General features: G+C 70.4%; 21 protein-coding genes. 2 read left to right on the forward strand and 19 right to left on the reverse strand.

All coding sequences use genetic code 11. The annotated features are described in order from the left end of the window. The 15 genes from N790_RS06450 to aspS all read right to left on the reverse strand — a co-directional run. A partial coding sequence (locus tag N790_RS06450) for a YbgF trimerization domain-containing protein (protein ID WP_281174836.1) occupies window positions 1-293 on the reverse strand: 293 nt, incomplete at its 3' end. Window positions 294-299: 6 nt separating this feature from the next. Continuing rightward, window positions 300-803: a peptidoglycan-associated lipoprotein Pal gene (pal, locus tag N790_RS06455; protein ID WP_043802293.1), complete on the reverse strand. Its 504-nt coding sequence runs from the start codon at window positions 801-803 to the stop codon at window positions 300-302. Between the two features lie 64 nt (window positions 804-867). Then, window positions 868-2,178 carry a Tol-Pal system beta propeller repeat protein TolB gene (gene tolB / locus N790_RS06460; protein WP_043802294.1) on the reverse strand — a complete coding sequence of 437 codons (1,311 nt, stop codon included), beginning with the start codon at window positions 2,176-2,178 and terminating at the stop codon, window positions 868-870. Then, a complete protein-coding gene (locus tag N790_RS16405) occupies window positions 2,175-3,125 on the reverse strand; it encodes a hypothetical protein (protein ID WP_043802296.1) in 951 nt (316 codons plus the stop codon). Before N790_RS16405 ends, tolB begins: the two co-directional genes overlap by 4 nt. Beyond that, window positions 3,115-3,552 carry a protein TolR gene (gene tolR / locus N790_RS06470; RefSeq protein ID WP_043802297.1) on the reverse strand — a complete coding sequence of 146 codons (438 nt, stop codon included), beginning with the start codon at window positions 3,550-3,552 and terminating at the stop codon, window positions 3,115-3,117. Before tolR ends, N790_RS16405 begins: the two co-directional genes overlap by 11 nt. A gap of 9 nt (window positions 3,553-3,561) precedes the next feature. After that, window positions 3,562-4,335, reverse strand: a complete 774-nt coding sequence (tolQ, locus tag N790_RS06475) for a protein TolQ (protein WP_043802299.1) — start codon at window positions 4,333-4,335, stop codon at window positions 3,562-3,564. 16 nt (window positions 4,336-4,351) lie between these two features. Beyond that, window positions 4,352-4,750: a tol-pal system-associated acyl-CoA thioesterase gene (ybgC, locus tag N790_RS06480; protein ID WP_043802301.1), complete on the reverse strand. Its 399-nt coding sequence runs from the start codon at window positions 4,748-4,750 to the stop codon at window positions 4,352-4,354. Beyond that, complete coding sequence (gene ruvB / locus N790_RS06485) at window positions 4,747-5,781, reverse strand: Holliday junction branch migration DNA helicase RuvB (protein WP_043802303.1); 1,035 nt, start codon at window positions 5,779-5,781, stop codon at window positions 4,747-4,749. Before ruvB ends, ybgC begins: the two co-directional genes overlap by 4 nt. A 58-nt stretch (window positions 5,782-5,839) precedes the next feature. After that, on the reverse strand, window positions 5,840-7,729 hold the full coding sequence (locus tag N790_RS06490) for a potassium transporter Kup (protein ID WP_052385746.1): 1,890 nt from the start codon (window positions 7,727-7,729) through the stop codon (window positions 5,840-5,842). Window positions 7,730-7,760: 31 nt separating this feature from the next. Then, window positions 7,761-8,360, reverse strand: coding sequence for a Holliday junction branch migration protein RuvA (gene ruvA / locus N790_RS06495; protein ID WP_043802308.1), 600 nt, complete (start codon window positions 8,358-8,360; stop codon window positions 7,761-7,763). Next, complete coding sequence (ruvC, locus tag N790_RS06500; protein ID WP_043802309.1) at window positions 8,357-8,884, reverse strand: crossover junction endodeoxyribonuclease RuvC; 528 nt, start codon at window positions 8,882-8,884, stop codon at window positions 8,357-8,359. The genes ruvA and ruvC overlap by 4 nt, the downstream gene beginning before the upstream one ends. Beyond that, window positions 8,881-9,612 carry a YebC/PmpR family DNA-binding transcriptional regulator gene (locus N790_RS06505; protein ID WP_043802312.1) on the reverse strand — a complete coding sequence of 244 codons (732 nt, stop codon included), beginning with the start codon at window positions 9,610-9,612 and terminating at the stop codon, window positions 8,881-8,883. The genes ruvC and N790_RS06505 overlap by 4 nt, the downstream gene beginning before the upstream one ends. A gap of 67 nt (window positions 9,613-9,679) precedes the next feature. Beyond that, window positions 9,680-10,309: an esterase/lipase family protein gene (locus N790_RS06510; RefSeq protein WP_043802314.1), complete on the reverse strand. Its 630-nt coding sequence runs from the start codon at window positions 10,307-10,309 to the stop codon at window positions 9,680-9,682. A 32-nt stretch (window positions 10,310-10,341) separates the two neighbouring features. Then, on the reverse strand, window positions 10,342-10,872 hold the full coding sequence (locus N790_RS06515; protein ID WP_043802317.1) for a GNAT family N-acetyltransferase: 531 nt from the start codon (window positions 10,870-10,872) through the stop codon (window positions 10,342-10,344). Window positions 10,873-10,875: 3 nt separating this feature from the next. Continuing rightward, window positions 10,876-12,645: an aspartate--tRNA ligase gene (gene aspS, locus N790_RS06520; RefSeq protein WP_043802320.1), complete on the reverse strand. Its 1,770-nt coding sequence runs from the start codon at window positions 12,643-12,645 to the stop codon at window positions 10,876-10,878. Window positions 12,646-12,813: 168 nt separating this feature from the next. On the opposite strand from aspS, the gene N790_RS06525 reads away from it, so the two are divergent. Beyond that, window positions 12,814-13,539 carry a DUF3011 domain-containing protein gene (locus tag N790_RS06525; protein WP_043802323.1) on the forward strand — a complete coding sequence of 242 codons (726 nt, stop codon included), beginning with the start codon at window positions 12,814-12,816 and terminating at the stop codon, window positions 13,537-13,539. Between the two features lie 9 nt (window positions 13,540-13,548). On the opposite strand, the gene N790_RS06530 is transcribed toward N790_RS06525, so the two are convergent. The 3 genes from N790_RS06530 to N790_RS06540 are packed head-to-tail and all read right to left on the reverse strand — an operon-like array spanning window position 13,549 to window position 16,455. Beyond that, window positions 13,549-14,184 carry a hypothetical protein gene (locus N790_RS06530; protein ID WP_043802325.1) on the reverse strand — a complete coding sequence of 212 codons (636 nt, stop codon included), beginning with the start codon at window positions 14,182-14,184 and terminating at the stop codon, window positions 13,549-13,551. A gap of 40 nt (window positions 14,185-14,224) precedes the next feature. Next, window positions 14,225-14,509 (reverse strand): FmdB family zinc ribbon protein, encoded by a 285-nt coding sequence (locus tag N790_RS06535; RefSeq protein WP_043802327.1) that lies wholly within the window; start codon window positions 14,507-14,509, stop codon window positions 14,225-14,227. A gap of 59 nt (window positions 14,510-14,568) precedes the next feature. Continuing rightward, window positions 14,569-16,455 carry an ABC-F family ATP-binding cassette domain-containing protein gene (locus N790_RS06540; protein WP_043802330.1) on the reverse strand — a complete coding sequence of 629 codons (1,887 nt, stop codon included), beginning with the start codon at window positions 16,453-16,455 and terminating at the stop codon, window positions 14,569-14,571. 87 nt (window positions 16,456-16,542) lie between these two features. On the opposite strand from N790_RS06540, the gene ybaL reads away from it, so the two are divergent. Next, window positions 16,543-18,234 carry a YbaL family putative K(+) efflux transporter gene (gene ybaL, locus N790_RS06545; RefSeq protein ID WP_043802332.1) on the forward strand — a complete coding sequence of 564 codons (1,692 nt, stop codon included), beginning with the start codon at window positions 16,543-16,545 and terminating at the stop codon, window positions 18,232-18,234. Here ybaL and N790_RS06550 read toward each other — a convergent pair. Then, window positions 18,231-19,151, reverse strand: a 921-nt coding sequence (locus tag N790_RS06550) for an FAD-binding domain-containing protein (RefSeq protein WP_211251962.1), incomplete at its 5' end; no start/stop codon positions are given. The two genes, ybaL and N790_RS06550, sit on opposite strands and share 4 nt — an antisense overlap.

A 19,151-nucleotide genomic window follows, 5' to 3' on the forward strand; every position in this document is an offset into this window, starting at 1 on the left:
TGGAGGCGTCCGTCGAGGTCGAGGTACTGCTCGCGGTTGCGCTGCTTGAGCTGTTCGATTTCGTTCTGCAGGGTCTCGACCTGGTTGCGCAGGGACTGGATTTCAGCCTGCAGCTGGACCATGCGGTTCTGCATCTCGAGGTTGGCCTGGCCGGCGCCCTGGTTCTGGGCATTGGCCTGGTTCTCGAGCAGGGTGACGCGTTCGGCCAGGCTCAGGCGCTGGCCAAAGGCCGGGGTGGCCGCCACGAGGGCGGCCACCACGGTCACAACGCAAAGGATGCGCTGGCGTCCCATCGCCGATTACTTGGCGGTGTAGACGATTTCGACGCGGCGGTTCTGCTGCCAGCAGGACTCGGCCGACTCGGTGCAGGTCGGACGCTCTTCGCCGTAGGAAACCACGGTGATCTGGCCGGCCGAACCACCCGCACCCTGCAGGGCGCCGGAGACGGCGTTGCCACGGCGCTCGCCGAGGCCCAGGTTGTACTCGCGGGTACCGCGCTCGTCGGCATTGCCCTCGAGGGTCATGCGCGATTCCGGACGGTCGTTCAGGTACTTGGCGTGGCACGCCATGATGGCCTGGAACTCCGGACGCAGGGTGTCCTGGTCGAAGTCGAAGTACACGGTACGCTGGCGCAGGCAGGCGTCGGTGTCCAGGTCGGCCGGGGTGTAACGACCATCGGAGACCGGGGCGGTGGTGGCCGGGGTCTCGGCCGGAGCCGCCGGCTCTTCCTTGACCTTCTTGGCGCAAGCGGCGAGGGCGACGCAGATGGAAGCGGCGAGCAGCACGCGGGTGGTGGTATTCATGGCAAAGCCTCTTGGTGTCGGATGCAGTGGTGGTGCTTATTGTTAGGTGTGGCCCGTCCTACGTTTACCTCTGCCGGTAAGGTGACCAGGCGGGCTCCCGGACGTCACCATCGGCCAATACCAAACGCTGTCTCACGCGACCGTCAGCCGACACGGCATACAGCACGCCACGCGATCCTTCCTTCGTGGCGTACAGCAACATGCTGGCGTTGGGGGCAAAGCTAGGCGACTCGTCGAGGTTGCCCGGAGACAGCGTCTGCCAGCGCCCCGCACCGCCAAAGCTGCGGTCTAGAACGGCAATACGATAAACGTTTCCGTTCCCCTGTGCCATAGCTATCTTCTTGCCATCAAAGGAAATACTGGCCTTGGCGTTGGAATCCCCCTGGAAGCTCAGGCGGGTCGCCTCGCCGCCGGCGGCGGGCACCTGGTAGAGCTGGGGCTTGCCGGCCCGGTCGGACGTGAAGACCAGGGACTGGCCGTCGGCCATCCAGACGGCCTCGGTGTCGATGCCGTAGTGGCGGGTGATCTGGGTCAGGCCCTTGCTGGCCAGGTCCATCACGTAGATCTCGGGGTTGCCGGTCCGGGACAGGGTCAGGGCCAGGCGGCGGCCGTCCGGGCTGAAGGACGGGGCGCCATTGATGCCCCGGAAGCTGGCCACGACCTCGCGGGCGCCGGTGGCGATTTCCTGGATGTAGATGGTGGAATTGCCCCGCTCGAAGCTCACGTAGGCCAGCCGGCGGCCGTCCGGGCTCCAGGCCGGGGACAGCAGCGGCTCGCGCGAGCGCACCACCGTCTGCGGATTGAAGCCGTCCGAGTCGGCGATCATCAGGGCGTACTGGATGTTGCCGCCCACGCCGTTGGCGGTCACGTAGGCGATGCGGGTCCAGAAGGCGCCGCGCACGCCGAGGATCTTTTCATAGACCTGGTCGGCGATCTGGTGCGCCACGTCGCGCATGCCGCGGGCGCGGCCGCCCACGGCCAGGCCCAGCAGGCGCTCCTGCTTGGCCACGTCCCACAGTTCGTATTCGACGCGGTAGCCGCCGTCCGGGTTGTCGAGCACGCGGCCGACCACCACGAAGTCCTGCTTGAGCACGCGCCAGGTCGGGAACTTGATCTCGCTGCCGCGGATGGGCTTCTCGATCACGTCCTGCTCGGACAGCGCGCGGAACTGGCCCGAGCGGTTGAGGTCGGCGCGGATCACGGCGCCGATGTCGGTGTCGGGGGCGACCGAGGTACCCAGGTAGGGCATCGGCACCACCGCGATCGGCAGCGCGGCCTCGTTGCCGGTCACCAGGCCGATGTCCAGGCCCTGGGCGCGGGCCTGGCCCAGCGGGAGAAGCAGCGCGAGCGCCACGAAGGTAAGGAAACGTCTCATCGGCAGGCCTCTTCGGGGTAGCAGAACGTCAGGGTGACTTGTCGCTCGAACACGGACTTGAACTCGTCGTAGGGCATCGGGGCGCGGCGCAGGGCGCGCTCCACCGACTCGCGGCCCTGGGCGTCGAACGGGCAGCGCTGGAAGGCGACGTCGATGACTTCGCCGCCCGGGATCTGGGTGAAGCGGACCTCGCAGCGGGTGGCTTCCGGCGCCAGCACGCGGTTCCAGTTCGATTGCGCCGTCTGCAGCATGGCCAGGGCGTAACGCGCGCGCAGGTCGGTGTCGGTGCCGTTGTTGCCGCCGGCCTGCTGCGAAGGCTGGTTGGACGGCTGCGGCTGCGGCGCCGGCTTGGCCTCGCGGTCGGCCAGCTGGCGCAGGCGCTGCTCTTCCATCCTGGTGCGGCGCTCGGCGGCCTCGCGCTCCTTGCGCAGGGCTTCGAGCTGCTGGCGACGCTGGCGCTGGCGCTCTTCCACTTCTTCCTGGCGCTTGCGCTCAGTCAGGTCGATCTGTTCCTGGCGGCGGCGGGCTTCCTGCTCCTCGCGTTCGCGGGCCTGTTCGCGCTCGAGCGCGAGCTTGGCCACCGCGTCCTGCTCGCGGGTGTCGGGCACCGGGATGGCTTCCTGCGGGGCCGGCTGGGTTTCCTGCGGGGCGTCCTGCGGGCGCGGCTCCGGGTTGGGCTGCGGCGGCGGCGCCTCTTCCACCGGCGACGGCGGCGCGGGCTTGGGCGCCTGCTCGGCGGTCTTCTCGGCGGCGCTGATGTCGGCCGACGAGACGATGAGCGAGGCGTCGATCACCGGGCCGGCGACCGAGATCTGCTTGGGCGCGGGCTGAAGCCAGCCGGCCACCAGCAGCAGCACGGCGATGCCCACGTGCAGGGCAAGCGCCATCAGCACGGGCGTGCCGAGCTCGTCCCCCGTTTCGTGCTGGCGGATGGCCTCAGCGTGCATTGTCCGGCGGCTGTCCCATCAGGCCCACGCGCGGCACTCCGGCCTGCTGCAGCAGCACCATGGTGTCGAAGACGGTGGCGTAATCGGCGTCGCGGGCGCCGGCGACGAACACCGGAACCTCGGGGTTCTGCTTCACGAACGCCGACAGCTTGGCCTGCAGCGTGGCGGCGTCGATGGGCTCGGGGTCGGCCGATTCGAGCTTGAGCGAATAGGCGCCCTCGGCGGTCACGGTGACCACCACAGGCTCCTTCTTCTGCTCGATCGGCTTGGCCTTGGCCTGCGGCAGCTCGACGTCCACGCCCAGGCTCAGCAGCGGCGCCGTGACCATGAAGATGATCAGCAGCACCAGCATCACGTCGATGTAGGGCACGACGTTGATGTCGGCCTTGAGCTTGCGCTTGTGGCGGCGGGTGATGGTGGCGGACATGGCCTCAGCTCATTCCTCGACGTGGGACTGGCGCTGCAGGATCGAGGAGAACTCCTCGGCGAAGGATTCGTAGCGCACCGACAGGCGCTCGACCCGGGTGGCGAAGCGGTTGTAGGCCCACACCGCCGGAATGGCCACGAACAGGCCGATGGCGGTGGCGAACAGCGCCTCGGAAATGCCCGGGGCGACGGCGGCGATGGACGCGCTCTGCTCGGTCGACAGGCCGTGCATGGTCACCATGATGCCGAACACCGTGCCGACCAGGCCGACGTAGGGCGCGGTGGAACCGATGTTGGCCAGCAGCTCGAGGTTGTGCTCCAGGCGGTCCACCTCGCGCGCGAAGGTGGCGCGCATGGCGCGCTGGGCGCCCTCGAGCTGGGTGCGGCTGTCGAGGCCCTTCTTCTGGCGCAGGCGGGCGTATTCGCGGAAACCGGCCTCGAAGATGGCCTCCAGGCCCGAGACCACGCGGTTGCGGTCGGTGGCGGCGCGGTAGAGCTGGGTCAGGTCGACGCCCGACCAGAAGCGGCCCTCGAACTCGTCGGCCTCGTCGTTGGCGCGGGCGAAGACGCGGTTCTTGCGGAAGATGATCACCCAGCTCACCACCGAACCGAACAGCATCAGCAGCACGATCAGCTGCACGGGCAGGCTGGCGTGCAGCATCAGCTGCAGGTAGTTGAGTTCGCCACCAGCGCTGGCGGCGGCCTCCGCGGCGGCCGGCACGGCTTCGGCAGGCAACTCGGTCACCGGGGCGGCGGCGAGGATCAGGGCGGTGGCAAGGGACATCGTCGAAGGCTCCGGATCAGGGGTTTTCCACGGCCAGCCACTCGGGCAGCGGCCGCGGACGGAAACTGGAGGCCACCAGGCAGGCCACGCGCACCTGCGCGCGGACCAGGACCTGGCCGCCCCGGGAAATCTCCTGCTCGATCAGCAGGCTGGCGGGCCTGCGCTCGACCAGGACGACACTTGCCTGCAGCTCGTCGTCAAGGCGCGCCGGCTTGTGGAAATCGAGGGTCATGCCGCGGATCACCAGCACCAGGTCCTCGCCGTCGCGCAGTGCCTGCTGCCCCACTCCCTGGGCGCGCAGCCATTCGGTGCGGGCGCGCTCGAGGAAGCGGACGTAGCTGGCGTAGTAAACCACCCCGCCGGCGTCCGTATCCTCCCAATAGACCCTTATCGGGAAGCTGAACGCGGCGCTCATGGTTCGAACAGGTCGTCCGGCGTTGGCGCCCTGCGTGGCGCCTTGAGCCCGAGGTGGCTATAGGCCTTGTGGGTGACCATGCGGCCGCGGGCGCTGCGCACCAGGTAACCCTGCTGGATCAGGTAGGGCTCGATCACGTCCTCGAGCGTGCCGCGCTCCTCGCTCAGGGCCGCGGCCAGGGACTCGACGCCGACCGGGCCGCCCTCGAAGTTCTCGATGATCATCTGCAGCATGCGGCGGTCGAGCTGGTCGAAGCCCTCGGCGTCGACCTTGAGCATGGCCATGGCCAGGTCGGCCACCTCGCGGGTGATCACGCCGCCGGCGCGCACCTGGGCGTAGTCGCGCACCCGGCGCAGCAGGCGGTTGGCGATGCGGGGCGTGCCGCGAGAGCGGCGGGCGATTTCACCGGCGCCGTCGGGGGCGCATTCAATGCCCAGGATCTCGGCCGAACGCCGCACGATGCGGGTGAGCTCCTCGGGGCTGTAGAACTCCAGGCGCTGGACGATGCCGAAGCGGTCGCGCAGCGGCGCGGTCAGGAGGCCGGCGCGGGTGGTGGCGCCGATCAGCGTGAAGGGCGGCAGGTCGAGCTTGATCGAGCGGGCCGCGGGGCCCTCGCCGATCATGATGTCGATCTGGAAGTCTTCCATGGCCGGGTACAGCACTTCCTCGACCACGGGCGAGAGGCGGTGGATCTCGTCCACGAACAGCACGTCGTGCGGCTGCAGGTTGGTCAGCAGCGCGGCCAGGTCGCCGGCGCGCTCGATCACCGGGCCCGAGGTCTGGCGCAGGTTCACGCCCAGCTCGTTGGCGATCACGTGGCTCAGCGTGGTCTTGCCCAGGCCCGGGGGCCCGAAGATGAGCACGTGGTCCATGGCCTCGGACCGCCCCCTGGCGGCCTCGATGGCGATCTTGAGCTGCTCGCGGACCGGCTGCTGGCCCAGGTAGTCGTCCAGCCGCTTGGGCCGGATGCTGGCCTCGGCCAGGTCGTCTTCGCGGGTGGCGCCGGGGGCGATGACGCGGGTGTCTTCCATGGCCGCGATTATGGCAGGTAACGGCCGGAAAACCCCGTCCCAGCGGGGCTTCCGGGGCTCAGATCACCACCTGGGTGCCCAGTTCCACCAGGCGGTTGCCGGGGATGTGGAAGAACTCGGTGGCCGGGGTGGCGTTGCGGGACATGAAGAGGAAGAGCTTGTCGCGCCACAGGGCCATGCCCAGGCCCGGCTTGGCCACCAGGGTCTCCCGGCTGGCGAAGTAGGTGGTCTGCATCGGGTCGAAGGCCGGGCCGGGGATGGCCCACTGCTTCAGGGCGCGTGGCACGTCCGGGTCCTCGAGGTAGCCGAAGCGCAGGGTCAGGCGCGAAAAACCCCGGCCCAGGTCGGTGTAGGCCACCCGCTCGGCCTCGTCGGCGCGCGGCACGGTCAGCACTTCCACGCTCAGCAGCACGTTGCGCGCGTGCAACACCTTGTTGTGCTTGAGGTTGTGCAGCATGGCCGGCGGCATGTACTGGTTCGAGGGCGTCAGGAACACCGCGGTGCCCTCCACGCGCGCCGCCGCCTGCGAACCCAGGGTGGTCACGAAATGCTCGATGGACAGGCTGTCGCGGTTGACCTGGGCGTGCACCAGTGCGCGGCCGCGCCGCCAGCTGCGCATCATGGCGAAGGCGAACACGCCCAGCGCCAGCGGGAACCAGGCGCCCTCGACGAACTTGACCACGTTGGCCGAGAAGAACGCCGCCTCGACCACCACGAACAGCAGCGCCAGCGGCCACACCTGCCAGCCCGGCAGGCGCCAGCGCACCTTCGCCAGGATCACCAGCAGCAGCGTGCTGATGAGCATCGTGCCGGTCACCGACACGCCGTAGGCGATGGCCAGGTTGCTCGAGCTGCCGAAACCCAGCACGACCGCGATCACCGCCACCAGCATCGCCCGGTTCACCCACGGCAGGTAGATCTGGCCTTCGCTGTGGGCCGAGGTGTGCACGATTTCCATGCGCGGCAGGTAGCCCAGCTGGATGGCCTGGCGCACCACCGAGAACGTGCCCGAGATCAGCGCCTGGGAGGCGATCACGGTGGCCAGCGTCGCCAGGAGGATCATCGGGTACAGCGCCCAGCCCGGCACCAGTTCGTAGAACGGGTTCGACACTTCGCCCGGGTGCGAGAGGATGAAGGCGCCCTGCCCGAAATAGTTCAGCACCAGCGCCGGCAGCACCAGGCCCAGCCAACCGATGCGGATGGGCAGGCGGCCGAAATGGCCCATGTCGGCGTACAGCGCCTCGCCGCCGGTCACCGCCAGCACCACGGCGCCCAGCGCCAACCAGGCCAGGGTGCCGTGGTGGGCGAAGAAGCGCACGGCCCAGGCCGGGTTGACGGCCTCGAGCACCGCGGGGTGCTGCACGATCTCCACCACGCCCAGCGCCGCCAGCGCCAGGAACCAGACGCAGGTGATCGGCCCGAAGATGCGGCCGACCCGTTCGGTGCCGTGCTTTTGCAGCGAGAACAGCAGCACCAGCACCACCAGCGTGATCGGCAGCACGAAGCGCTTCAGGTCGGGCGCGGCCACTTCCAGGCCTTCCACCGCCGACAGCACCGAGATCGCCGGCGTGATCACGCCGTCGCCGAAGAACAGGGCCGTGCCGAAGATGCCCAGGATGCCCACCGCGTAGCCCAGCGGCGCGGCCACCGGCAGGCTGCGCTGCACCAGCGCGGTCAGCGCCAGGATGCCGCCTTCGCCGCGGTTGTCGGCGCGCATCAGCACCACCACGTACTTCAGCGTCACCACCAGCACCAGCGACCACAGCACCAGCGACAGCACGCCGAGCACGTTGGCCGGGCTGGCGTCGATGCCATAGTGCGGCCCGAAGGCTTCCTTGAGCGTGTACAGCGGGCTGGTGCCGATGTCGCCGAAGACGACGCCGACCGCGCCGAGCACCAAGGGCCAGGTACGCGGCGCCGGGGCGCCACCGTGGGTTGGGTTGTTCATTGGGGTTGCCCGAGGGCGATGGGGAGGGGGTTCAGCCGCGCAGGACGGAGCGCAGGGCCTTGCGGATGATGTCCTCGGCGCTGTCGCCGGGCTCGGCCTGCTTGAGCATCTTCTGGATTTCAGCGGGCTTGTAGCCCAGCTGCTGCAGCGCCACCGAGGCCTCGGCGGCCGGGTCGGCGGGCACCGCGCCGCCCTTGCCCGCCAGCACGGCGACCGCGCCGCCGGCGAAGTCGGCCGCGCGGTCGCGCAGCTCCACCACCATGCGTTCGGCGGTTTTCTTGCCGATGCCGGGGATGCGGCACAGCGCGGTCACGTCGCCGGACTGCACCAGGCGGGCGAAGTCGTCGACGCTGGCGCCGGAGAGCACCGCCAGCGCGATCTTCGCGCCCACGCCGGTGACCTTCTGCACTTCGCGGAACAACCGGCGCTCGGCCTCGGTGAGGAAACCATAGAGCGCCACGCCGTCTTCCTTCACCGCGTAATGGGTGAACAGCGTGACCTCGCGACCCACGTCCGGCAGGTCGTAGAAGGTGCTCATCGGCGCGGAAAGCTCGTAGCCCACGCCGCCCACGTCCACCATCAGCGCCGGCGGCGCCTTGTACACCAGCAAACCCTTCAGGCGGCCGATCATCGACGTCTCCGGAGCAAGGCGGTGGCCAAGCCGGTGCGGCCGGCGGTGGCGCTCATGTGCGCGTGGGTCAGGGCGACGGCCAGGGCATCGGCGGCGTCGGCCTGCAGCTTCTTCTCGCCCAGGTTCAGCAGCAGGCGCACCATGTGCTGGACCTGGGCCTTGTCGGCCGCACCGCCGCCGACCAGCGACTGCTTGATCAGGCGCGGCGCGTATTCGTGCACGGCCAGGCCGTTCCGCACCACGGTGGCGATGGCGGCGCCGCGGGCATGGCCCAGCTTCAGCGCCGAGGTGGCCGACTTGTCCATGAACACCGATTCGATGGCGACCACGGTGGGCTTCCACTCGGCCAGCACGTCCTCGAGGTCGAACACCAGCTTGCCCAGCCGGGCCGGGAAATCCTGGGTGTCCACCAGCAGGTTCAGCGCCTGGCAGTGCACGTAGGCGCACTTGCCCGTGGCATCGACATCGATGACGCCGATGCCGGTGCGCTGCGAACCCGGGTCGATGCCGAGGATGCGGGTCACGAGTAGGCGGCGTCGCCCAGGTCGGCGTTGGAATAGACGTTCTGCACGTCGTCGAGGTCCTCGAGCATGTCGAGCATCTTCTTGACCTGCAGCGCCACGTCGCCCTCGACCTTGATGTCGTTCTCGGCGCGCATCGTCACTTCGGCTTCGAGCGGCGTGAAGCCGGCCGCGGCCATGGCGGACTTCACCGCCTCGAACGATTCCGGCGCGCACAGCACCTCGACCAGGCCGTCGTCGGGGTAGGACTGCACGTCGTCGGCGCCGGCCTCGATGGCGGCTTCCGTGATGGCGTCCTCGCTGCTGCCCGGGCCGAAGCTGAGCACGCCGAGCTTGCGGAACATGAAGGACACCGAGCCGTCGGTGCCGAGGTTGCCGCCGCACTTGTTGAAGGCGTGGCGCACGTCCGCGACGGTGCGCACCTTGTTGTCGGTGAGGCAGTCCACGATCACCGCGACGCCGCCCGGGGCGTAACCCTCGTAGCGGATTTCCTCGTAGCTCACGCCCTCGAGTTCGCCGGTGGCCTTCTTGATGGCGCGCTCGATCACGTCGCGCGACATGTTCACCGCCAGGCCCTTGTCCACGGCCACGCGCAGGCGCGGGTTGCCCTTGGGGTCGCCGCCACCGAGGCGCGCGGCGGTGGAAATCTCGCGGATGATCTTGGTGAAGACCTTGCCGCGCTTGGCGTCCTGGGCGTTCTTGCGCCCTTCGATGGCCATCAATCTGCCCATGGAACCCGGCCCTGCACTGGTTGGCGAAAACGCGATTATACGGCCGCGCGGGGCCCGCCAGCGGCGCTCAGGCCGGAAAACGCCCGTCGCGCAGGAAGCCGGCGACCAGGTCGGCCACGCGTGCATTCACCAGGAGCCCGCTGTGGCTGGCCGGCACGACGCGATGGTCGGCCAGGCCCGGCAGCCGGGTTTCCCAGACCGCCACGGTGCCGTCGTTGAGGCCGTCGAAGTCGCCGAACCACTTGCCCAGGCCGACGGCGTGGCTGCCGGCGACCACACCCACCTCGCGTCCCGGCGGCAGCGCGTGCAGCCCGGACCTGAGCAGGGTGCCGCTGCGGCCCAGCCAGAAGCCCAGGCGGCGGCGCGCCATGCCGCGCGCCGCGCTGGAACCGGCCAGCGGCGAGCCCAGGCACACGATGCGGCCGGGCGGCAGGCCGGCGTAACTGTCGGCGGTTTCCAGCGCCACCAGGCCGCCCAGGCTGTGGCCGACCAGGTGCACGGGCCCGGGCCCGAGCGCCAGCAGGCGCGCGGCCAACCGGTCCACCGATGGCGCCGGGCCGTGCACCAGGCTGGCGTAGTCGAACACCTCGGTGCGGAAGCCGAAACCGCGCAGGCGGCGCGCCAGCGGCCACAGCGTGAAGCCGCGCATCCAGACGCCGTGCAGCAGGATGACGCGGGGGCCGGTGGGTTCGCGCAAGGCAGGGCTCGGGCGGTGGCGAGGGCCGCAGTTTATGCCGGCGTGGCGGCCTTTTCTCGGCGCAGGGTGAATTCCAGGTCCACCACCCGGCCGACCGGGAAGGTGTGCTCGCCGACCTTTTCGAAGCCATGGCGGGCATAAAAACGCTGCGCGCCCAGGTTCTGCGACCACACGCCGATCCAGATCGTGCGCGCGCCATCGGCCTGCAGCCAGTCCATCGCAGCCTGGAACAGGCGCGCGCCCCAGCCGCCGTTCTGGTACTTCGCCAGCACGTACAGGCGCTTGAGCTCGCCGTCTTCCGGCCGCACCGCCGGGTTCGGCAGGCCGCAGGGGCCGGCCGCGGCATGGCCCACGGGAACGCCGTCGTCCTCGAGGAACCAGACGGCGTAACCGGGCGTTTCCAGGATCACGCGCTGGCGCTCGACGGCGTAGGACTCACGCAGGAACGCCTCGAGGTCCTCCGGCGGGTACAGGTGGCCGAAGGCCTCGACGAAGGTGCGTTCGGCCAGCGCCGACAGCACCTCGGCATCCGCCGGCGTGGCGCGACGGATGGCCAGCGCCACGGCTCAGGCCTTGTCGGGCTTGGGCCGCACCGAAACATGCACCTCGGCCAGCTGCGCATCCGGCACCGGCGACGGCGCACCGGTCATCAGGCACTGGGCGGTGGTGGTCTTGGGGAAGGCAATGACGTCGCGGATGGACTCGGTGCCGGCCATCAGCGCGGCGATGCGGTCGATGCCGAAGGCGATGCCACCGTGCGGCGGCGCGCCGTAGCGCAGCGCGTCGAGCAGGAAGCCGAACTTGGCCTCCGCTTCCTCGGCGCCGATGCCCAGCAGGTCGAACACCGCGCTCTGCATGTCCGGGCGATGGATGCGGATGGAGCCGCCGCCGATCTCGTTGCCGTTTAGCACCATGTCGTAACCGCGCGAGACGGCGATGCGGGCATTGGCCTTGAGGTCGGCGATGTCGTCCACCGCCGGCGCGGTGAACGGGTGGTGCAGCGCCACGTAACGCTGCTCTTCCTCGTCCCACTCGAACATCGGGAAGTCGGTGACCCACAGCGGCTTCCAGCCGGTCTGCACCAGGCCCATGTGCTTGCCGACCTTCAGGCGCAGCGCGCCCATGAAGTCGCTGACCGACTTGTAGGTGCCGGCGCCGAAGAAGGCCAGGTCGCCCTTCTGCAGGCCGATGGCCGCGACCAGCGCCTCGAAGGCCGTAGGCTCGAAGAACTTCTGGATCGGCGAGCTGACCGCGCCGTCCTCGCCCAGCTTGATGTAGGCCAGGCCCTTGGCGCCGTACTTGGCGGCATAGGCGCCGTAGTCGTCGATGTGCTTGCGCGAGAAGCCGGCGCCGCCGGGCACGCGCAGCGCGGCCACGCGGCCGTCCGGGTTGGTGGCCCAGTCGGTGAAGACCTTGAACTGGCTGTCCTTCACCCGTTCCGCCACGTCCTGCAGCTCGAGCCCGATGCGCAGGTCGGGCTTGTCGGAACCGTAGCGGCGCATGGCCTCTTCGTAGGTCATGCGCGGGAACGGATCGGCCAGGTCGACGCCGATCACTTCCTTGAACACCTCGCGGATCATGCCCTCGACGGCGTCCTGCACGTCGCGCTCGCGAACCCAGGCGAACTCCATGTCGAGCTGGGTGAATTCCAGCTGGCGGTCGGCGCGCAGGGCTTCGTCGCGGAAGCAGCGGGCGATCTGGTAGTAGCGGTCGAAGCCGGCCACCATCAGGATCTGCTTGAACAGCTGCGGCGACTGCGGCAGCGCGTAGAACTCGCCCGGGTGCATGCGCGCCGGCACCAGGAAGTCGCGCGCGCCCTCGGGCGTGGCCTTGGTGAGGATGGGCGTCTCGATGTCCTGGAAACCACGCGCGTCGAGCCAGCGGCGCAGCGCCTGCACCAGGCGGATGCGCGTGCGCATCATCTTCTGCATCTCGGGGCGGCGCAGGTCGAGGTAGCGGTACTTCAGCCGCACGTCCTCGCCCGCGTTCTCGTGCGCGTGGAAGGGCAGCGGCGCGGCCTTGTTCAGCAGCTCGATGCGGGTGGCCAGCACCTCGACCTTGCCGGTGCGGATCTTGTCGTTCACCGAGTGGCGCGCGCGCACCACGCCGGTGACGCGCAGGCAGTCCTCGTAGCCCACGGCCGCGGCGGCCTTCACCACCTCGGCGTTGCCGGCGTCGTCGGACGGCTCGGCCACCACCTGGACGATGCCCTCGTGGTCGCGCAGGTCGATGAAGCAGAGGCCGCCGAGGTCGCGGGCGACGTCGGCCCAGCCGCAGAGGGTAACGGTCTGGCCGATCATGGACTCGTCCACGAGGCCGCAGAAATGGCTGCGCATGCTGGCTCCGGAAATCAGGGGGACGCGGCGGTCGCCGGGCGTCGGGAAAGCCCTTAATGGTAGGTCCTGGCGGGGTCCCCGGCAATTCAGGGGGCGGCCCGCCGGCTTCACCACGGCGTCGCGGCCCCGCCCTATAGTCGGCGCACGGACCACCACCGGAGGGGAGCCATGATCCGAATCCTGCTGCTGCTTTGCCTGGCGGCCGGCGCCGCCGCCCTGCCCCAGCCCACCCTGGCCCAGTCCTGGGGTGGGGAGCGGGCCTATGCCCCGGAAGATCTGCGCCAGCTGCGCGTGCCGGACCGGATCCGGGTGCTGGAGAAGGAGTACCGGGAGCAGTCCAACGGCCGCAGCCTGCCGGACGACCAGCTTGAGTTCTACCTCGACCAGATCGAATCGGGCTGGACCTTCAGCCGCATCAAGTCCGACATGGCCCGCTCCCTGGCCGGCAGCGGCGGCAACCGCCCGCCCAGCGGCGGCTGGGGCCCGCCGGACAACTGGCAGGCCCGCTCGGTCATCTGTTCCAGCGTGAAGAACCGCTACGCCCAGTGCGCCACGCCCTTCCGGGGCCGGGCCCACCTGGTGGAGAACATCTCCAAGACCCGCTGCATCGAGAACCAGAACTGGGGCAGCCGGCGCGGCATGGTGTGGGTGAACGGCGGCTGCCGCGGGCGCTTCGCCGAGGGCCGCGGCTGGGGCCCGGAAGGTGGCTACAACGTGACCTGCAGCTCGATCAGCGGTCGCTACACCACCTGTGCCTGGAACGCGAGCTACGGCGAACCGCGCCTGCAGCAGCGGCTGTCGAACTCGGCCTGCGACGAGGGTCGCGACTGGGGCTACCGCCGCGGGCAGCTGTGGGTGGACAACGGCTGCCGCGCCCGCTTCGGCGTGCGCTGAGCCGCGCCGTCAGGGCACCCCGCCCTCGCTGCCCCAGGGCGGCGGGGGCAGGTCCACCGGGCGGCTGAGGTCGAATTCGACCTGGAACAGCCGGCCGCCCGGCCGCGACAGTTCGTACAGGAAGCGCTCGCCGGGCTCGATTTCCATGGCCCAGGTGTTGCTGACCGAGGCCTTGAGCCCCTCGCGGCCGAACATCGCCACCGATTCGGCGTCCACCGGGAAGGCCTGGCGCGTGGGCGTGCCCGGGTCGAGCGTGTCGCCGCCGTACATCGTCACCGGGTCGGGGCTGCCGTCGGCGTGGCGGTGGTCGTGCTTCAGGCGCAGGCCGGCGCCGGTGCGGGTGAGCACCCAGGTGCGGGAATGGTCGTCGCCGACGTGGAAGGGAATGCGCAGTTCGCCGTCCCTGCACTCGCGCACGTGCATCACCAGGGCCTGGCCGGCGAAGGCGTTGTCGCCGGGCTGGGCCGGTTCATCCACCCGCACCCGGCCGGCGAAGGCCTGGCCGCAATGCCGGTCGATGCGGGCCAGGAAGGCGTCGGCAGGCGCCGCGGCGGTGGCCGCCGGCGCGGTGTCGCTGCCGCCGGCGCAGGCCGCGAGGCAGAGCGAGGAAACAAGCAGCGGGAGGACGAGCTTCGGGGTCTTCATGCCCCGAAGCTAACGCGGGCCGCGCGGGGGCGGCAAGCCGTCAGCCGGCGGGTTTGGCCTCGGCCGGCTTGGCGGCGGGTTCGGCGGCCTTGGGCTTGCCGTCGGAGCCGCCACCGTCGGCGAGGTTGCGCTTCTTGTCGCCGTCCTTCTTGAAGTCGGTTTCGTACCAGCCGCCGCCGGCCAGGCGGAAGCTGGGCGCGGTCACCTGGCGCCGCACCTGGGGGGCGCCGCAGGCCGGGCAATCGGTCGGGTCGGGGTCGGAAAGCTTCTGCAGCCGGTCGAAGGCGTGTCCGCAGGCGCTGCATTCGAAGGCGTAGATGGGCATGGGCTGGGGTCCGGCAGGAATGGTGCGTGGGGCGGGAATGGGGTCGGGCGGGCCCGGCTTCAAGGCTCCGCCGCTTCAAGCAGCTGCAGCCATTCGGCCTCCAGGCCCTCCTTCTCGCGCGCCAGTTTTTCCTGGCGCTGGGCGAGCTGGGCGACCTCGATGCCGCCGTCGTTGCCGTACACGGCCGGGTCGGCCAGCTGGGATTCGACCTGGGCCAGTTCGGCCTCGAGCTCGGCCACGCGCGCCTCGACCTGGCGCAGGCGGCGCGCGGCCAGGTCCTGCTCGTGCTTGCTGCGCACGGGTTTGGGCGGCTTGGCCGGCGCCGGCGCGGGCTTCGCGGCGGCGGCGGCCGGCTTGGCGGCGCGCGGTTCGTTGTTGCGGCTGCGCAGCCAGGCGGCGTATTCGTCCAGGTCGCCGTTGAACTCCTCGACCTTGCCGTCGGCCACGCGCCAGAAGGTTTCGCAGACCAGGCCGATCAGGTGGCGGTCGTGCGAGACCAGCACGATGGCGCCGGGGAAGTCGGCCAGGGCCTCGGCCAGCGCCTCGCGCATGTCCAGGTCGAGGTGGTTGGTGGGCTCGTCGAGCAGCAGCACGTTCGGCTCGAGGTAGGCGATCAGGCCCAGGGCCAGGCGCGCGCGTTCGCCGCCGGAGAACCCGTCGACGTTCTCGAAGGCGCGGTCGCCGACGAAGTTCCAGCGGCCCAGGTAGTTGCGCAACTGCTGCTCGCCGGCGCTGGGTGCGATCTGCTTGAGGTGCCAGAGCGGGCTCTGGCCTTCGTGCAGGCTTTCGACCGTGTGCTGGGCGAAGTAGCCGATGCGCAGGTCGGGGTGCGCGACGCGCTCGCCGGCCAGCAGCGGCAGTTCGCCGACCAGGGTTTTCACCAGCGTGGACTTGCCGGCGCCGTTCGGGCCGAGCAGGCCGACGCGGTCGCCGGCCTCGAGGCCGAAACCGACGTCTTTCAGGATGCGGGCGTCGGGGCCGTAGCCGGCATCGGCGTGGTTGAGGCGGATCAGCGAGTGCGGCAGGCGCGCCGGCTCGGCGAAGGCGATGCGGAAGGAACGCTCGGCGCGCACGGCCTCGGTGCCCTGCAGCTTGGCCAGGCGCTTCATTCGGCTCTGGGCCTGCTTCGCCTTGCTGGCCTTGGCCTTGAAGCGGTCGATGAAGCTCTGCAGGTGGGCGCGCTCGGCCTGCTCCTTCTCGTGCGCGATCTGCTGCTGGCGCAGGTGCTCGGCGCGCTGGCGCTCGAAGCTGGTGTAGTCGCCGGTGTAGAGCTTGGCCTTGCCTTCGTGCAGGTGCAGGGTGTGGGTGCTCAGGCCGTCGAGGAACTCGCGGTCGTGCGAGATCATCAGCAGCGTGCCCGGGTACTTGAGCAGCCACTGCTCGAGCCACAGCACCGCGTCGAGGTCGAGGTGGTTGGTGGGCTCGTCGAGCAGCAGCAGGTCGGACGGCATCATCAGCGCCCGCGCCAGGTTCAGGCGCACGCGCCAGCCGCCGGAGAAATCCGACACCGGCTTGGAATGCGTTTCCGGCGGAAAGCCCAGGCCGTGCAGCAGGCGGCCGGCGCGCGCGGTGGCGTCGTAGCCGTTGATCTCGGCCAGCTTCTGGTGCGCCTCGGCCACCGCGTCCCAGTCCTCGGCGGCGGTGGCGGCGGCTTCGGCCTGCAGCACGGCGTGCACTTCCACGTCGCCGGACAGCACGAAGTCGATGGCCGGGTCGGGCAGCGACGGGGTTTCCTGCGCCACGCTGGCGATGCGCACCTTGCCGGGCAGGTCGATGTCGCCCTGGTCGGCCTCGACCTCGCCCAGGATGGCGGCGAACAGGCTGGACTTGCCGCAGCCGTTGCGGCCGATGACGCCGACGCGCCAGCCCGCGTGCAGGGCGAGGTCCACCTGGGAAAGCAGCAGGCGTTCCCCGCGGCGCAGGGCGAAGTTGCGGAAGGCGATCATGACGAGGGGTTAATCGTGGGCCGTGTAGTCTAACAGGCCGGCTGGTTCCCCCCGGCCGCGGCCCCTGCCCCCACCCGAGGACCGCCTGTGCCCCATGACACGCCCCTGATCTCCCTGCTGGCCGTCGGCCTGGTCCTGGCCTTCGTGCTGGGCGCCCTGGCCCAGCGGCTGCGCCTCTCGCCCCTGGTGGGCTACCTGCTGGCCGGCGTGCTGGTGGGGCCGTTCACGCCCGGCTTCGTGGCGGACCCGGCGCTGGCGATGGAGCTCTCGGAGATCGGCGTGATCCTGCTGATGTTCGGCGTGGGCCTGCACTTCTCGGTCGAGGACCTGATGGAGGTGAAGACCATCGCCATCCCGGGTGCCATCGTGCAGATCACGGCGGCGACGGTGATGGGCTGGGGCCTGGCCTGGTTCCTGGGCTGGCCGACGCTGCAGGGCATCGTGTTCGGCCTGGCGCTGTCGGTGGCGAGCACCGTGGTGCTGCTGCGGGCCATGGAAGACCGGCGGCTGCTGGAAACGCGGCGAGGCAAGATCGCGGTGGGCTGGCTGATCGTCGAGGACCTGGTGATGGTGGTGGCCCTGGTGCTGCTGCCGGCGCTGGCGGAGTCGATGGGCGGCGGCGAGTCCGGCGCCCGGGCCGGCACGGGCTCGGTGCTGGGCTCGCTGGGCTGGACGCTGGTGAAGGTCAGCGCCTTCGTCGCGCTGATGATGCTGGTGGGCAAGCGTGCCATCCCGTGGGTGCTGGAAAGGGTGGCGGGGCTGGGCTCGCGCGAGCTGTTCACGCTCTCGGTGCTGGCGATCGCGCTGGGCGTGGCGTTTGGTTCGGCCAAGTTGTTCGGCGTGTCCTTCGCGCTGGGTGCCTTCTTCGCCGGCATGCTGCTCAACGGCGACCTGAGCCACAAGGCGGCGTCCGATTCGCTGCCGCTGCGCGACGCCTTCGCGGTGCTGTTCTTCGTGTCGGTGGGCATGCTGTTCGACCCGATGATCCTGGTCGAGCAGCCGGTGGCGGTGGTGGCGACGTTCCTGATCATCACCGTGGGCAAGTCGCTGGCCGCGTACCTGATCGTGCGCGCGTTCGGGCACCCGAACGACACCGCGCTGACGATTTCGGCCAGCCTGGCGCAGATCGGCGAGTTCTCCTTCATCCTCGCGGGCCTGGGCGTGTCGCTGGCGATCCTGCCGGAATCGGGCCGCGACCTGGTGCTGGCCGGCGCGCTGCTGTCGATCATCGCCAACCCGCTCATCTTCGCCCTGCTCGACGCCTGGCAGGCGCGGCGCGTCGCCCTTGGCGCGGTGGTGGTGGTGGCCGAGCCCGAGCCCGCGCCCGGCCCGCCGCGGCCGACCGAGGGCCACGCCATCCTGGTCGGCTACGGCCGCGTGGGCCGCGAACTGGCGCGGCTGCTGCGCGACCGCGGCGTGCCGGTGCTGGTGGTGGACGCCGACGCCGACCGCGTGGACGAAGCGCGCGCCGCCGGTTTCCCGGCGGTGAAGGGCCATGCGGCCGCGCCCCACGTCCTGGACGAAACGTCGCCGGCCGGTGCCGCCATCGGCGTGCTGGCCGTGCCGCAGCCGCTGGAAGCCGGCGAAGTCATCGCCCGCCTGCGCGCCGCCAACCCCTCGCTGGTACTGCTGGCCCGCGCCCACAGCGAGGCCGAGGTGAAACACCTGCTCGCCCACGGCGCCGACGGCGCGGTGCTGGCGGAAAAGGAGCTGGCGCACAGCATGGCCGAAATGGCGATGTCCGCCCCGCCCTTCCGCAAGCCCCGCCCCGCCCCCTAGAACAGCTCTCCCTGGTCCGCGGCGGGGGCGACGGGGGCCGCCGGGACACGCGCCCCGCCGCCACGGCGCGGCTGGCGGGCGCGGCTGCCGTGTTTCTCGAAGACGCGGCGGCTTTCCTCGCGCTCCACGTAGGCGCGTTTCCACGCGGTGAGTTTGGCGCGGGCTTCGCGGGCGGCCTGTTCGTGGTCGCGCACCGGGAGCGGATAGGTTTCGCCCAGGCGCAGCCCGGCGGCGCGCTGCTGCGCCGTGCCCATGAGCCACGGCGTGTGGATCCAGTCGTCGGGCACGCCAGCCAGTTCCGGCAGCCAGCGGCGGATGAACCCGCCGCGCGGGTCCTGGTCCTGGCTTTGCTTCACGGGGTTGTACATGCGCGGGATGTTGATGCCGGTGACGCCGGCCTGCATCTGCACCTGCGGGTAGTGGATGCCCGGTTCGTAGTCGGTGAACCAGGCCGCCAGCTGGCGCGCCGGCTCCGGCCAGTGCAGCCAGAGGTGGTAGCTGGCGATGGAAACCAGCATGGCGCGCATGCGGAAGTTGATCCAGCCGGTCTGCTGCAACGAGCGCAGGCAGGCGTCGACGAAGGGCCAGCCGGTTTCGCGGCGCCGCCAGGCTTCGAACCATTCGCGGTTGAAGTCGCCCTCGCGCAGCCCGTCGAAGCCGCGGTGCACGTTGCGGAATTCGATTTCCGGCTCGCTCTCGAGCTTCTGGATGAAGTGGCAGTGCCAGTGCAGGCGCTTTTCCAGCGAAGCCAGGTCGCGCGCCGGCACCGGGCCGCCGGCGTGGCGCGCGGCGCGCACGGCGTGCACCACCTCGCGCAGCGAAAGCGCGCCCGTGGCCAGCGCCAGCGAGAAGCGCGAGCAGCGGGTTTCGGCCGAGAGCGGGCTGCTCATGCCGCGCAGGTAGCCGGCGCCGCGGCC

This window comes from Arenimonas malthae CC-JY-1 (genome assembly GCF_000747075.1).
Lineage (GTDB): Bacteria > Pseudomonadota > Gammaproteobacteria > Xanthomonadales > Xanthomonadaceae > Arenimonas > Arenimonas malthae.

Excerpts from the sequence above, each read along its gene's own strand:
- pal (WP_043802293.1), bottom strand. The coding sequence starts at position 803 with ATGAATACCACCACCCGCGTGCTGCTCGCCGCTTCCATCTGCGTCGCC.
- tolB (WP_043802294.1), bottom strand. The coding sequence starts at position 2,178 with ATGAGACGTTTCCTTACCTTCGTGGCGCTCGCGCTGCTTCTCCCGCTG.
- N790_RS16405 (WP_043802296.1), bottom strand. The coding sequence starts at position 3,125 with ATGCACGCTGAGGCCATCCGCCAGCACGAAACGGGGGACGAGCTCGGC.
- tolR (WP_043802297.1), bottom strand. The coding sequence starts at position 3,552 with ATGTCCGCCACCATCACCCGCCGCCACAAGCGCAAGCTCAAGGCCGAC.
- tolQ (WP_043802299.1), bottom strand. The coding sequence starts at position 4,335 with ATGTCCCTTGCCACCGCCCTGATCCTCGCCGCCGCCCCGGTGACCGAG.
- ybgC (WP_043802301.1), bottom strand. The coding sequence starts at position 4,750 with ATGAGCGCCGCGTTCAGCTTCCCGATAAGGGTCTATTGGGAGGATACG.
- ruvB (WP_043802303.1), bottom strand. The coding sequence starts at position 5,781 with ATGGAAGACACCCGCGTCATCGCCCCCGGCGCCACCCGCGAAGACGAC.
- N790_RS06490 (WP_052385746.1), bottom strand. The coding sequence starts at position 7,729 with ATGAACAACCCAACCCACGGTGGCGCCCCGGCGCCGCGTACCTGGCCC.
- ruvA (WP_043802308.1), bottom strand. The coding sequence starts at position 8,360 with ATGATCGGCCGCCTGAAGGGTTTGCTGGTGTACAAGGCGCCGCCGGCG.
- N790_RS06505 (WP_043802312.1), bottom strand. The coding sequence starts at position 9,612 with ATGGGCAGATTGATGGCCATCGAAGGGCGCAAGAACGCCCAGGACGCC.
- aspS (WP_043802320.1), bottom strand. The coding sequence starts at position 12,645 with ATGCGCAGCCATTTCTGCGGCCTCGTGGACGAGTCCATGATCGGCCAG.
- N790_RS06525 (WP_043802323.1), top strand. The coding sequence starts at position 12,814 with ATGATCCGAATCCTGCTGCTGCTTTGCCTGGCGGCCGGCGCCGCCGCC.
- N790_RS06530 (WP_043802325.1), bottom strand. The coding sequence starts at position 14,184 with ATGAAGACCCCGAAGCTCGTCCTCCCGCTGCTTGTTTCCTCGCTCTGC.
- N790_RS06535 (WP_043802327.1), bottom strand. The coding sequence starts at position 14,509 with ATGCCCATCTACGCCTTCGAATGCAGCGCCTGCGGACACGCCTTCGAC.
- N790_RS06540 (WP_043802330.1), bottom strand. The coding sequence starts at position 16,455 with ATGATCGCCTTCCGCAACTTCGCCCTGCGCCGCGGGGAACGCCTGCTG.